This is a genomic window from Nocardioides sp. HDW12B (assembly GCF_011299595.1).
Lineage (GTDB): Bacteria > Actinomycetota > Actinomycetes > Propionibacteriales > Nocardioidaceae > Marmoricola_A.
The window spans coordinates 1,906,826-1,919,298 of record NZ_CP049867.1; the positions used below are offsets into that span (position 1 = coordinate 1,906,826).

The window sequence follows — 12,473 nt, forward strand, 5'->3', positions numbered from 1 at the left end:
GGAACGTTGAACCTATGACTGTCCCCACCATCGCACTGAACGACGGCACCTCCATCCCGCAGCTCGGGTTCGGGGTGTTCCAGGTCCCGCCCGAGGAGACCGCGGCCACCGTGTCGACGGCCCTCGAGGTCGGCTACCGCCACATCGACACCGCGGAGATGTACCAGAACGAGGCCGGGGTCGGCGAGGCCATCCGCGCCTCCGGCCTGGCCCGGGACGACCTCTACGTCACCAGCAAGCTCAACAACGGCTTCCACGAGCCGGACGCCGCCCGCCGCGCCTTCGACGAGACCATGGACAAGCTCGGGATCGACCAGCTCGACCTCTTCCTCATCCACTGGCCGCTGCCCACGCTCTACGACGGCGACTACGTCTCCACGTGGCGCGTGCTGGCCGAGCTCAAGGAGCAGGGCCGCGTGCGATCTGTCGGCGTGTCCAACTTCGAGCCGGCCCACCTCGACCGCATCGTCGAGGAGACCGGCGTCGTGCCGGTGGTCAACCAGATCGAGGTCCACCCGTTCTTCACCAACGAGGACGCCCGCAAGGGCTCGCACCGCCACGACGTCGTCGTGGAGGCCTGGTCCCCGATCGCGAAGGGCAAGGTCGTCGACGACCCGACCATCCGTGAGATCGCCGAGGCGCACGGCAAGACACCGTCGCAGGTGACGCTGCGCTGGCACGTCGAGCGCGGCGACATCGTCTTCCCCAAGTCGATGAAGCGTGAGCGCATGGAGGAGAACTTCGCGATCTTCGACTTCAGCCTCACCGAGGACGAGGTCGCCCGCATCGGTGGCCTCGACCGGGGCGAGGAGGGTCGCACCGGCCCGAACCCCAACACCTTCGACTACGTCCCCGACTGAGACCGCACGGCAGGAGCAGAGCAGTGCCGAAGACAGCCCAGGCCGACCGGGTGGGGCGCGAGGAGATGCTCGCGTTCGTCCGCCCGCGCCACAAGGCCACCCTGGTGACCCGGCGCTCGGACGGGTCGCTGCAGATGTCGCCCGTCACGTGCGGCGTCGACGAGTCCGGCCGCGTCGTGGTCTCGACGTACCCGCAGCGCGCGAAGGCGGTCAACGCCCGCCGCGACCCGCGCGTCAGCCTCGTCGTGCACAGCGACGACTGGGACGGGCCCTACGTGCAGCTCGACGGCACCGCGGAGGTGCTCGACATGCCGGAGGCCGTGGAGCCGCTGGTGGAGTACTTCCGCTGCATCTCGGGCGAGCACCCGGACTGGGACGAGTACCGCGACGCCATGCGCCGGCAGGACAAGTCCCTGGTCCGGGTGACCGTCGAGCGCTGGGGCCCGGTCGCGACCGGCGGTTTCCCGCCCGAGCGGTCCGGCTGACGGGCAGGATGGCGTCCATGCGCGGATCGGTCAGCCTGTTCATGGACGCCCCACCCGAGGTGGTCTGGGACGTCGTCAGCGACATCACCCGGATCGGCGAGTTCAGCCCCGAGACCTTCGAGGCCGAGTGGGTGGAGGGCTCCGACGGACCCACGGTCGGCGCCCGTTTCCGCGGGCACGTGAAGCGCAACGGCGTCGGCCCGGTCTACTGGAGCGCCTGCAAGGTGACCTCCTGCGAGCCCGGCCGGGACTTCGGCTTCGCGGTCTACGGCGGCGGGAAGCGGCTCAACACCTGGCGCTACCAGCTCGAGCCCCGCGACGGGGGGACCGAGGTCACCGAGTCCTTCGAGCTGCCCTCGTCCCTGCCGACCCGCATCTACTGGCTCCTCCTCGGGTGGGCCCGCGGCCGGACCAACGAGAAGGGCATGCGCCAGACACTCGAGCGGGTGCGGGAGGTCGCCGAGCGCGACGCCCACCGGTCCGACTGAGGCACGCGCACCACGTGCTCATATGTCGGCACGACTAGAAAGTCGACCGAGGGGCACAAGTATCACTGCAGCCAACGAGAACCCCCTACGGAAACGCACAGACGCTCTCTGGAACGTCTCGGAAAGGTGACACATGTCGAACCAGGCCCCTCCGCCGCCCCCCGGCGACCAGCCCTACGGCAACCAGCCCCCGGGCAACCAGCCCCCCGGCGGTCAGTACCCGCCTCAGGGTGGCCAGTACCCGCCGCAGGGCGGCCAGTACCCGCCGCAGGGCGGCCAGTACCCGCCCCAGGGTGGTGGCTACCAGGGCGGCTACCAGGAGCAGCCCCGCAAGGGCGGCGCCGGCCTCGCCATCGCCTCGCTCGTCATCGGCATCCTGGCCTTCTTCGGCTCGTTCATCGTGCTCGGCGGCCTGCTGGCGCTGATCGGCCTCGTCCTCGGCTTCGTCGCCGCCGGACGCGCGAAGAAGGGCCGCGCCACGGGTCGCGGCATCGCGATCACCGGCATCATCCTCAACCTGCTGGCGATCGTCATCTCGGTCCTCATCGGCGTGTTCATCGGCAGCATCTTCGACAAGGCGCAGAACTACGCCGAGTGCGTGACCAACGCCGGTGACGACCAGGCTGCCGTCGACCAGTGCGAGCGGGACTTCCGCGACGAGGTCGAGAACCAGACGAACTGACCTCGGCTCCGCAGCGACGTCCACGGCCCGGCCGATCCTCCAGGATCGGCCGGGCCGTGCCGTCGACCGGGGCTTGCTAGCCTCCGGCCCTGTGAGCACCCACGACGCCCCGACGATCCACCTGACCGAGGTGGGGGAGTCCGGCGACCGGGTGGTCCTGCTCCACGGCCTCTTCGGCCAGGGCCGCAACTTCACCCAGATCGCCAAGGCCCTCGTGCCGGACCTGCACTCGGTCCTGGTCGACCTGCCCAACCACGGGCGCTCGGCGTGGACCGAGGAGCTCGGCTACGAGGAGGTGGCGGCCAGGGTCGCCACCGTGCTGGGGGAGAGGTACGCCGACCAGGGGCGCTTCCACCTCGTGGGCCACTCCATGGGCGGCAAGGTCGCGATGGTCCTCGCCCTGCGCCACCCCGAGCTGGTCGAGCGGCTCGTCGTGGTCGACATCGCCCCGGCCGTCAGCGAGGGGGCGGGGGAGTTCGAGCACCTCCTCGACAGCCTGGCCTCGCTCGACCTCACGACCCTGCGACGACGGGGGGAGGCCGACGAGCAGCTGGCCGGGCTCATCGACGACGAACGGGTCCGCGGCTTCCTGCTGCAGAACCTGCGCAGCGCCAGCGGAGACGGCGGCGGGTTCCGCTGGCAGGCCAACCTCGAGCTCCTGCGCCGCGACCTCGAGGTCATCGGCGGCTTCCCCGAGATCGACGCGTCGTTCGACCGCCCGGTGCTGTGGGTGGCCGGTGAGCGGTCGCCGTACATCCGGCCCGAGCACGACGCCGCGATGCGGCGCCTGTTCCCCAAGGTGCGCTCGGTGACGGTGAAGGGCGCCGGGCACTGGGTGCACTCGGAGAAGCCCGAGGCCTTCGTGACGATCCTGCGGGCCTTCCTGCGCGGCTGAGGCTCTGGCACCATCGCGCAGGTGACCGACACCGCCCACGCCGCCGACCAGCACGACCTCATCCGGGTGCAGGGCGCCCGCGCCAACAACCTCAGGGACGTCAGCCTCGAGATCCCCAAGCGCCGGTTGACCGTGTTCACCGGGGTGTCGGGCTCCGGGAAGAGCTCGCTGGTGTTCGGCACGATCGCCGCGGAGTCGCAGCGGCTCATCAACGAGACCTACAGCGCGTTCCTCCAGGGCTTCATGCCCTCGCTGGCGCGGCCCGAGGTCGACCGGCTCGAGGGCCTGACGACCGCGATCATCGTCGACCAGGAGCGGCTCGGCGCCAACCCGCGCTCGACGGTCGGCACCGCGACCGACGCCCACGCCATGCTGCGGATCCTGTTCAGCCGGCTCGGCGACCCCTACGTCGGCCCCCCGACGGCGTTCTCGTTCAACGTGCCCACCCGGCGCGCGTCCGGGGTGATGTCGACCGACAAGGGCGGTCACGTCGAGAAGACCGTCGTGAAGGACGCCGTCTACCTCGGCGGCATGTGCCCGCGCTGCGAGGGGATGGGCAACGTCAGCGACATCGACCTCACGGCGCTGTACGACGACAGCCTCTCGTTGAGCGACGGGGCGCTGAAGGTCCCCGGCTACTCGATGGACGGCTGGTACGGGCGGCTCTTCGAGGGCGTCGGGCTGCCCATGGACAAGCCGATCAGCGCCTTCACGAAGAAGCAGCTCGAGACGATGCTCTACGCGCCGCCGACCAAGATCAAGGTCGAGGGCATCAACCTCACCTTCGACGGGATCATCCCGAAGATGCAGAAGTCGATGCTGTCGAAGGACCCGGAGGCGATGCAGCCGCACGTGCGGCGGTTCGTGGAGCGGGCCGTGACCTTCCAGCCCTGTCCTGAGTGCGGGGGAGCGCGGCTGACCCGCGAGGCGCTGGCGTCGCGGATCGCGGGAGCCAACATCGCCGAGGTGTCGGCGATGCAGATCAGCGACCTGGCCGACTGGGTGCGCGCCCTCGAGGAGCCGTCGGTCGCGCCGCTGCTCGCCGGGCTGCAGCACCTGCTCGACTCCTTCACCGGCATCGGCCTGGGCTACCTGTCGCTGGACCGCCCGGCGGGGACGCTGTCCGGGGGAGAGGCCCAGCGCACCAAGATGATCCGGCACCTCGGCTCGTCGCTGACCGACGTCACCTACGTCTTCGACGAGCCGACCATCGGGCTGCACCCGCACGACATCGAGCGGATGAACGCCCTGCTGCTGCAGCTGAGGGACAAGGGCAACACCGTGCTCGTCGTCGAGCACAAGCCGGAGACGATCGCGATCGCCGACCACGTCGTCGACCTCGGGCCCGGCGCCGGCAGCGGGGGAGGAACGGTCTGCTTCGAGGGCGACGTCGCCGGGCTGCGGTCGAGCGACACCACCACCGGTCGCCACCTCGACGACCGGGCCGCGCTCAAGGACACCGTGCGGGAGCGCTCGGGGGTGATGGAGGTCCGGGGCGCCGCGACCCACAACCTCGTCGGCGTCGACGTCGACGTGCCGCTGGGGGTGCTGTGCGTCGTGACGGGCGTCGCCGGGTCCGGCAAGAGCTCGCTGATCCACGGGTCGGTGGCCGGACGCGACGGCGTCGTGGTCGTCGACCAGGGCGCCATCAAGGGGTCGCGCCGGAGCAACCCGGCGACGTACACGGGGCTGCTGGAGCCGATCCGCAAGGCGTTCGCGAAGGCCAACGGCGTCAAGCCGGCGCTGTTCAGCTCCAACTCCGAGGGCGCCTGCCCGACCTGCAACGGCGCGGGCGTCATCTTCACCGAGCTGGGCGTGATGGCGACCGTCGAGTCGCCCTGCGAGGACTGCGAGGGCCGCCGCTTCCAGGCCGCGGTGCTCGAGCACACCCTGGGTGGGCGCAACATCGCCGAGGTGCTGGCGATGTCGGTGGTCGAGGCCGAGGCGTTCTTCGCCGACGGCGACGCGAAGGTCCCGCCGGCGCACAAGATCCTCGACCGCCTCGTCGACGTCGGGCTGGGCTACCTCAGCCTGGGGCAGCCGCTGACCACGCTGTCCGGAGGGGAGCGGCAGCGGCTGAAGCTGGCGACCCAGATGGCCGAGAAGGGCGAGGTCTACGTGCTCGACGAGCCCACGACGGGACTGCACCTGGCCGACGTCGAGCAGCTGCTCGGCCTGCTGGACCGGCTGGTCGACTCCGGCCGGTCGGTCATCGTCATCGAGCACCACCAGGCCGTCATGGCGCACGGCGACTGGGTCATCGACCTCGGCCCGGGCGCCGGCCACGACGGCGGTCGGGTGGTCTTCGAGGGCACCCCGAGCGAGCTGGTGGCCTCGCGCTCGACGCTCACCGGCGAGCACCTGGCGGCGTACGTCGGGGCCTGAGCGCCGATGCCAGAGGCCCGCAGCGTGGCACCATGAGCCGGTGCGCAGGGTCCTGGCCGTAGTGGTCGGCGTGGTCGTCGTCGGGCTCGTCGCCGTGCTCACCGCTGTCCTGGTCGGTCGGGGCGACGCGTCCCAGGACGTCGCGCGACCCGCCGAGCAACGGCCCCCTCGGGGACTCGTCCTGCGAGGCGACGACGCCGCCACCGCAGTCGAGGGCGAGGACTACGTCGTGCTCCGGCAGGTGCCGGGCCGGATCGGCTACCAGGCCGAGGTGCTGCTGCCGGACGGGGCGCTCGTGCTCCAGGAGCGGTTCCGCACGGGCCCGGACTTCCGGGACCTCCCGGACCTGGTCCGGGTCTGGCGGCCCGGGACGGGTGACAGCATCCGCCTGCCCACCCCCTGGGGGCCGCGGGCGCGACTCCACCTCACGGCCACGGGCACCGACCACGTCTGGGTCTCGTGGAACGAGCGTCGGGGCGGACGTTGGGTGCGCAGCGCCCTGCGGCTCGACCGCCGTACCGGTGACACCACGACGTACGTCGCACCGCGGGTGCCTCGGGCCCGCTCGCCGCACCTCATGGGGGTGATGCGGCCCGGCGGCGACGGCCGCCTCTACTTCATGACGGGGGACCAGCCCTGCGTCCCGTACGACTGCCCACGCGTCGACCGCCGCGAGCTGTGGTCCTTCGAGCCCGGACGCGCCGGCAGCCTGCGACAGGAGGGCGAGGGTGCGACCGAGTTCGCGGTCTCCGACCGGCTCCTGGCCTACGCCGTGTACGACGGCGAGTCGAGCGTCGTGCGCGTCCGCCGGCTCGACGGCGACCGGGTCCACGAAGCGCGTCTGCGTGAGTGCCCGCTCGCCACCGACGACGTGGAGCCGTCCGTCCTGGCCGGCGACGACGTCGTGCTGGCCGGCTGCGGGGTCGTGCTCGACGACCGGGCCCGGGTCCTCGCCCGGCTGGAGCTCACCGACCACGACCTCCGCGGTGTGAGCGACCGGCGCTGGGTCGCCTACGGCCGCACCGTCTACGACGCCGCCTCGGGACGGCTCCTGCGGGTGGCCGACGAGCGCCGGTGGGAGGACCGCGCCGTGCTGATGCAGGGCGACCAGGTGCTGTTCCCGAGCGGCACCACGCCGCCCAGCACGACCCGGGGCACGTGGACGCTGGCCCGGCTTGCGGGCTGAGTCGCCTGAGCCGCCTGAGCCGCCTGAAGTGCCGTGGTCCTGGAGGCGTACGACCTGCAGCAACACCACACATCGGGTCGGACCGCCCCCGCCCGGATCTAGGGTGTGACGCATGGGACTGAGTGTGAGCCAGGACTCCGGGCGGCGTGGCTGCGTGGACTCGATCCGGGGCCTCCTGGCGGCGGTGGAGTCGTTCGACGAGATGGACCTGCTGGGCCCTTCTCGTTGCCCGGGCTGGACCCGGCTCGACGTCGTCGTCCACGTGGTGGCCGGGTGGCACGAGATGCTCGGCGGTCTCGTGTCGGTGGTGGACGCGGCACCCACGGTGGACGCGGCGTCGTACTGGAACGCGTTCCAGGACGCCGCCGCCGACGAGGACCCCGTCCTGGTGCTGATGGCGCAGCGGCGCCGAACGGCGGCCTACGCGCGACCGAGCTCGGCCACCGCTCACCTGCACGACGTCGCCGAGGCGGTGCTGCGTGGCGTCGACGTCCTCAGCGGCAAGCCGTTGCTCTGGCAGGGGCTTGTCTTCGAGCCCGGTGACTTCCTCACCGCGTGGGCGGTCGAGCACGTCGTCCATCAGCTCGATCTGATGTCCGACGTTGCGGCACCGGCGAGCGCTCTCGACCTGGCGAGGGCGACGGTCGAGTCGTTGGCAGGGGAGCCGCTCCCTGCGGACTGGACCGTCGAGGACGCCGTCCTCATCGGCACGGGTCGGCTCCCGGTCCCTGAGGGAAGCGACACCGACGCCGCCCGGTACCCCGTCCTGGGGTGACGCGACGTCAGTCCAGCCGGACGGGTCCGGTGTGGTGCACCGCGGTGGCGATGCGCTCCACCAGGAGCGGCTTCATCGGTGGCAGGTCCGTGAGCGGGAACCAGGCCACCTCGGACGACTCGTCATCGGCCGGGTGTGCGTCGCCCTCGACGTACGAGCACCGGAAGGTGTGGTCGAGGTACTGCGCCCGGTCGCCGTTGACGTGCACCACCGGCTCGCCGACGTTGACCCAGACCAGCTCCTCGAGCGTGCACACGACGCCGGTCTCCTCGGCGACCTCGCGGACGGCGGTGACAGCCGGGTGCTCGCCGGGGTCGACGATGCCGGTGACCGGCGACCAGGTGCCGTTGTCCGAGCGGCGCACCAGCAGCACGTGGTCGTCGCGGAGCACCACGGCGGTGATGCCGGGCAGCCACAGCGGATCGTGGCCGATGCGATCGCGCAGGGCGATGATGAAGTCGGGGACCGGCACGAGGTCACGCTAGCCGAGCAACCATCGTGACGTTATGTCAACGAACCCGGACGACCACCGGCTGGCCGCGTTCCGGACGCAGGACGGCCCGACCCACGGCGACCCGCTGCGGGACGTCGACGGTCCAGGTCACGGCGCCCAGGTCGCCCGGACCGCTCCGGGCGTCTGCGACACCCAGGGCCCAGGTGCGCCCGTCGCTGCGCAACCTCAAGGTGAGGTCGCGCAGCGTCAGCGGCTCAGGTCCGTGGTCGCACCGGCTGCAGCCCCAGGAGATCGTGCACGACCCGGTGTCTTGGCAGCCGTCGACAAATCCGACGCCATCGATCTGCACCGTCGCACCACGGCGCAGCACCAGGTCGTCGGCGTCGGCGACCGTCGGCGCGGCGCAGGACGCGCTCGCCGACCGCTGACCGACGGGCAGGAGCGTGGCGGCGAGCAACGTCACGAGCAGGAACGTCGGAGGCCTCATGGAGGATGGGACGCACCCCGCTCGACCCCGGTTCCACATCACGGCGTTACGCCGATAATGCACATTATGTCAGGTGAAGCCATGTCAGGCTCCCCCCGACCCCTCCTTCCGCCAGAGCTGTGCCAGCCGACGCACGACCGGTGGGGACGCCAGCAGCGGCCTCACCTCGTTCTCGTAGGAGGCGTACGCGCTCGTCTGCAGGAACGCCGTCGCGGCGGCAGCATCGGCGTAGACCTGGAAGGCGAGAACCGCGTCGGAGTCGTCCTCGTCGAGGCAGTAGACGTACGAGACGTGCCCCTGGTTGGACGCGACAGCCTCCGCCATGTGCTTCATCCAGACGCCGACGACGGCGTCACGCTGGCCGGGCACGGTCTGGTGGCTGACGAGAACGGTCACGTGGTCACGATCCATCCGGGGTCTCCTGGAGGTAGGCGGGTCGGGCTCGCGAAGGACGACTTCGCTGAGACGTGTTCTACGCGCCTCCTCCGACATGACGAGCCCCCGGGCTCATCTCAGCCCGCCACGCAGACGACGTCCGCGGGACTCCCCTGGCCCGCTCACCGCTTCGAACACCTGTTCTCCTCGACCGGCGGCGTCCTAGAGTGGCCGGCACCATGACCACGACCAAGGTCGACTTCAGGAAGACACGGGACTCCTACCGGGCCCGGTCGGGCGAGCTGCGGCTGCTCGACGTGCCGGACACGACGTACCTCATGGTCGACGGTCACGGCGACCCGAACACCTCGCCGGCCTTCGTCGAGGCGGTCACGTCGCTCTACCCGGTCGCCTACGCGCTCAAGTTCGCCAGCAGGCGCGACCTCGGGCAGGACTACGTGGTGCCGCCGCTGGAAGGCCTGTGGTGGGCCGACGACATGGACACCTTCACCGTGGCGCGGGACAAGTCCCGGTGGCAGTGGACGCTGATGATCATGGCCCCCGACTGGCTCGACGGGCCCCACGTCGACGCGGCGCTCGCGCAGGCGGGTCGCCGCAAGGACCGCCCACCCCGGCTCGACGACGTACGGCGGGAGGTGCTGTCGGAGGGACGATGCGTGCAGACGCTCCACGTCGGCTCGTTCGACGACGAGGCGGCCGTGTTGGCGCAGATCCACGACGAGTTCGTCCCGGCCCACGGGCTGGAGATGGTCGGGCGGCACCACGAGATCTACCTGAGCGACTTCCGCAGGGTGGCTCCCGAGAAGCGCCGCACCGTCCTGCGGCAGCCGGTCCGTCCTCGAGGTGCATGACAGGATCGTGACGTGCTCAGCGCTCTTGTCCTCGACCTCGACGACACCCTTGTTGACCACACATCGGCAGCGGGCGCGGCTATCGTGTCGTGGGCACAAGAACTCGGCCTGGAGACTCTGAACCCCCAAGCCTGTTGGGCGGAGATCTCCGCATTCCACTACGCGCGCTACCAGCGTAGTGAGCTGACCTTCGCCCAGCAGCGGCGCGAGCGCGTCCGCGGCTTCCTCGGCCGTGAGCTCGACGACCAGGGCGCCGACGCATGCTTCGACGACTACCTCGCACGCTACGAGGCCGCCTGGCGCGCGTACGACGACGTGGTGCCGGCGCTGCGGCGCGCCCGCACGGCCGGTCTGCGCGTGGGCGTGTTGACCAACGGCGACGCCGAGCAGCAGCGCGCCAAGGTCGACCGTCTTGACCTCGCCCCGAGGATCGACGTCCTCGTGGCCTCCTCCGACCTGCCTGCAGGCAAGCCCGATCCGACGGCCTTCCGCCACATCACCGACCTGCTCGGCACCGCACCGGAGGACACCCTCATGGTGGGTGACTCCCTCACCGACGACGTCCTCGGCGCACTGGCCGCCGGTTTGCAGGCCGTGCTCCTCGACAGACACGACCGCCACCGGTCGGTCGACGTACGGCGAATCTCGTCGCTGGACGAGCTCCTGCGCGACCCCCTCGACGGGACGACCGACCTCGATGAGAATCGCCCCATGGCGAGACCCCTGACACCCCCGACGCCCCGGGCGAACTCATGAGCGGTCCGCTGCACCGTCCCTACCCGCCGGAGAGCTACCACGGCACGACCGGTGAGGTGAGCGCCTGGCTCCACCGGCCCAGCGGCGAGCCCGACACCCGCTCCCCCAACGGCGTGACGTGCGAGTACCTCGCGACCGGCGACCAGACCCAGGGCCGGTTCGGTCTCTACCGGTGGACCTTCGGGCCCGGGGAGTCCGGGCCCGACCCGCACTTCCACAAGACGATCTCCGAGCAGTTCTACGTGCTCAGCGGCTCGGTCCGCATCTTCGACGGCCGGGAGTGGGTGGAGGCGCGCCCGGGCGACTTCGTCTACGTGCCCGAGGGCGGGGTCCACGGGTTCCGCGGGGCCGACCACGCCCAGATGCTGCTGCTGTTCGCGCCAGGGGGACCGCGCGAGGACTACTTCGAGACACTCGCCCGCGGCGAGACGATGAGCCCGGAGGAGCGCGCCGAGTTCATGGTCCGGCACGACACGTGGTGGGTCGACTCCCCCTGACCCGAGCGCTGGCCGGTCAGGACTCCGGCAGCTCGGCGAACGCCCGCTTCATGTCCTTGTACCAACCCATCGACCGCTTCGGGTGGCGCCACCGGCCCTTCATCGCGTCACGCGCCTCCTGGTGGCTCGCGTCGCCGGCCTTCTCGGCCTCCTTGAGGTGACGGTCCTGGGCGTTGATCACGTCGTCGGCGGTCTCGCCACGGAGCTCCAGGTCGCAGGGCCCTCCCAGCTGCTGGCAGGTCATGGTCTTCATGGTTCCTCCTCATTTCTGTCCGTGCTCATCTGGTTGACGTCGGTCGCCGCCCGGTGGTGACCGTGATCAGGTACGTCGCTCCGCGCCCGCCCGGCGCGCCACCGTCGCCAGCACGTCGGGGTCGGCGCGGAACGTGATCGCGTGGACGCGACCGTCGACGACCTCGAAGTCGAAGACGACCTGGGCGCGGCCGCGCTGGAACCACGCGGCGCCCGGCCGGTCACCCACGAACACCGGGAGCGCGGCCTGGGCGCTGCCGTTGAAGAACGACGCCGTGTCGTGCGCCCCCTGGATCCGCTCGGGCGTCCCCAGCAGCCGGGCCGCCTCGTCGGCCGACACGGCAGCGTCGGAGGCCAGCAGCGCGAGCAGCCGCTCGAAGTCGCCCTCGCGGGCCGCGGCCATGAACGCGTCGACGACCTCCCACCGCGCCAGCCGGTCCTCCGGCTGCGGCTGCCCGATCCGGGCGCGCGCCCGGGAGGCGAGCTTGCGCGCCGCCGTCGGGGTCGTGTCCAGCACCTCGGCGATGGTGGCGAACTCGAAGCCGAAGCTGTCGTGCAGCACGAAGGCCACCCGCTCGCGCGGCGGGAGCCGGTCGAGCACCACCTGCAGCGCGACGCCGACCGAGTCGGCGAGGGCGACGGCGTCGGCCGGGTCGGGCGCGGTCCCGAGAGGCTCGCTCTCGTCGAGGTCGGCCGAGGGCACCGGGGTCCGCGCCCGCAACCGGTCCAGGCACAGCCGCGTCGTCACCGTCGTCAACCAGCCCGGCAGGTTCTCGATCGCGTCGCCGGCGGCGTCGGTCCCCTCGGCCCGGTGCATCCGCAGCCAGGCCTGCTGGACGACGTCCTCGGCCTCACCACGGTCCCCGAGGACCTGGGTGGCGAGCCCCAGCAACCGGGACCGCTCCGCCTCGAACCGTGCTGTCGCATCCATGACGCCCACCCTTCCGTCGTACCCGGGCCCCGTCGCCCCTCTCCCCCTCTGACGCACCCGGCCGCCTCGGTGTGACCACCGGCCGGGAACGAG

At 71.3% G+C, this 12,473-nt stretch carries 16 protein-coding genes; 11 read left to right on the top strand and 5 right to left on the bottom strand.

Annotated features, from left to right (window positions below; all coding sequences use genetic code 11):
- Window positions 1-14: 14 nt before the first annotated feature.
- The 8 genes from G7072_RS08935 (at window position 15) to G7072_RS08970 (ending at window position 7,756) form a co-directional block, all read left to right on the top strand.
- Window positions 15-860 carry an aldo/keto reductase gene (locus G7072_RS08935; protein WP_166085560.1) on the top strand — a complete coding sequence of 282 codons (846 nt, stop codon included), beginning with the start codon at window positions 15-17 and terminating at the stop codon, window positions 858-860.
- Window positions 861-883: 23 nt separating this feature from the next.
- Window positions 884-1,345 (top strand): PPOX class F420-dependent oxidoreductase, encoded by a 462-nt coding sequence (locus G7072_RS08940; protein ID WP_240917228.1) that lies wholly within the window; start codon window positions 884-886, stop codon window positions 1,343-1,345.
- A 17-nt stretch (window positions 1,346-1,362) separates the two neighbouring features.
- On the top strand, window positions 1,363-1,833 hold the full coding sequence (locus G7072_RS08945; protein WP_166085562.1) for an SRPBCC family protein: 471 nt from the start codon (window positions 1,363-1,365) through the stop codon (window positions 1,831-1,833).
- Window positions 1,834-1,966: 133 nt separating this feature from the next.
- On the top strand, window positions 1,967-2,515 hold the full coding sequence (locus G7072_RS08950) for a DUF4190 domain-containing protein (RefSeq protein WP_166085564.1): 549 nt from the start codon (window positions 1,967-1,969) through the stop codon (window positions 2,513-2,515).
- 91 nt (window positions 2,516-2,606) lie between these two features.
- Window positions 2,607-3,410, top strand: a complete 804-nt coding sequence (locus tag G7072_RS08955; protein WP_166085566.1) for an alpha/beta fold hydrolase — start codon at window positions 2,607-2,609, stop codon at window positions 3,408-3,410.
- 21 nt (window positions 3,411-3,431) lie between these two features.
- Complete coding sequence (locus G7072_RS08960) at window positions 3,432-5,795, top strand: excinuclease ABC subunit UvrA (protein WP_240917229.1); 2,364 nt, start codon at window positions 3,432-3,434, stop codon at window positions 5,793-5,795.
- Window positions 5,796-5,835: 40 nt separating this feature from the next.
- Window positions 5,836-6,981: a hypothetical protein gene (locus tag G7072_RS08965; protein WP_166085569.1), complete on the top strand. Its 1,146-nt coding sequence runs from the start codon at window positions 5,836-5,838 to the stop codon at window positions 6,979-6,981.
- Between the two features lie 112 nt (window positions 6,982-7,093).
- Window positions 7,094-7,756 carry a maleylpyruvate isomerase N-terminal domain-containing protein gene (locus G7072_RS08970; protein ID WP_166085571.1) on the top strand — a complete coding sequence of 221 codons (663 nt, stop codon included), beginning with the start codon at window positions 7,094-7,096 and terminating at the stop codon, window positions 7,754-7,756.
- 7 nt (window positions 7,757-7,763) lie between these two features.
- On the opposite strand, the gene G7072_RS08975 is transcribed toward G7072_RS08970, so the two are convergent.
- The 3 genes from G7072_RS08975 to G7072_RS08985 all read right to left on the bottom strand — a co-directional run bounded on the left by G7072_RS08975 (window position 7,764) and on the right by G7072_RS08985 (window position 9,108).
- Window positions 7,764-8,228, bottom strand: a complete 465-nt coding sequence (locus G7072_RS08975; protein WP_166085573.1) for an NUDIX domain-containing protein — start codon at window positions 8,226-8,228, stop codon at window positions 7,764-7,766.
- 37 nt (window positions 8,229-8,265) lie between these two features.
- Entirely contained in the window at window positions 8,266-8,697 is a 432-nt protein-coding gene (locus tag G7072_RS08980) for a hypothetical protein (RefSeq protein ID WP_166085575.1), read from the bottom strand.
- Window positions 8,698-8,781: 84 nt separating this feature from the next.
- On the bottom strand, window positions 8,782-9,108 hold the full coding sequence (locus G7072_RS08985) for an antibiotic biosynthesis monooxygenase (RefSeq protein WP_166085577.1): 327 nt from the start codon (window positions 9,106-9,108) through the stop codon (window positions 8,782-8,784).
- A 203-nt stretch (window positions 9,109-9,311) separates the two neighbouring features.
- Between G7072_RS08985 and G7072_RS08990 the strand changes: the two genes are divergently transcribed.
- From G7072_RS08990 to G7072_RS09000, 3 genes are read left to right on the top strand one after another with little or no spacing between them, the layout of a single operon-like run.
- Window positions 9,312-9,944 carry a GyrI-like domain-containing protein gene (locus G7072_RS08990; protein ID WP_166085579.1) on the top strand — a complete coding sequence of 211 codons (633 nt, stop codon included), beginning with the start codon at window positions 9,312-9,314 and terminating at the stop codon, window positions 9,942-9,944.
- 12 nt (window positions 9,945-9,956) lie between these two features.
- Window positions 9,957-10,700, top strand: a complete 744-nt coding sequence (locus G7072_RS08995; protein WP_166085581.1) for an HAD family hydrolase — start codon at window positions 9,957-9,959, stop codon at window positions 10,698-10,700.
- Window positions 10,697-11,197, top strand: a complete 501-nt coding sequence (locus tag G7072_RS09000; protein WP_166085583.1) for a cupin domain-containing protein — start codon at window positions 10,697-10,699, stop codon at window positions 11,195-11,197. Before G7072_RS08995 ends, G7072_RS09000 begins: the two co-directional genes overlap by 4 nt.
- 16 nt (window positions 11,198-11,213) lie before the next feature.
- Here the strand turns inward: G7072_RS09000 and G7072_RS09005 are convergent, their stop codons facing one another.
- Both G7072_RS09005 and G7072_RS09010 read right to left on the bottom strand, forming a co-directional pair.
- Entirely contained in the window at window positions 11,214-11,450 is a 237-nt protein-coding gene (locus G7072_RS09005; protein ID WP_166085585.1) for a hypothetical protein, read from the bottom strand.
- 66 nt (window positions 11,451-11,516) lie between these two features.
- Window positions 11,517-12,380 carry a sigma-70 family RNA polymerase sigma factor gene (locus tag G7072_RS09010; RefSeq protein ID WP_166085587.1) on the bottom strand — a complete coding sequence of 288 codons (864 nt, stop codon included), beginning with the start codon at window positions 12,378-12,380 and terminating at the stop codon, window positions 11,517-11,519.
- Window positions 12,381-12,473 lie beyond the last annotated feature (93 nt).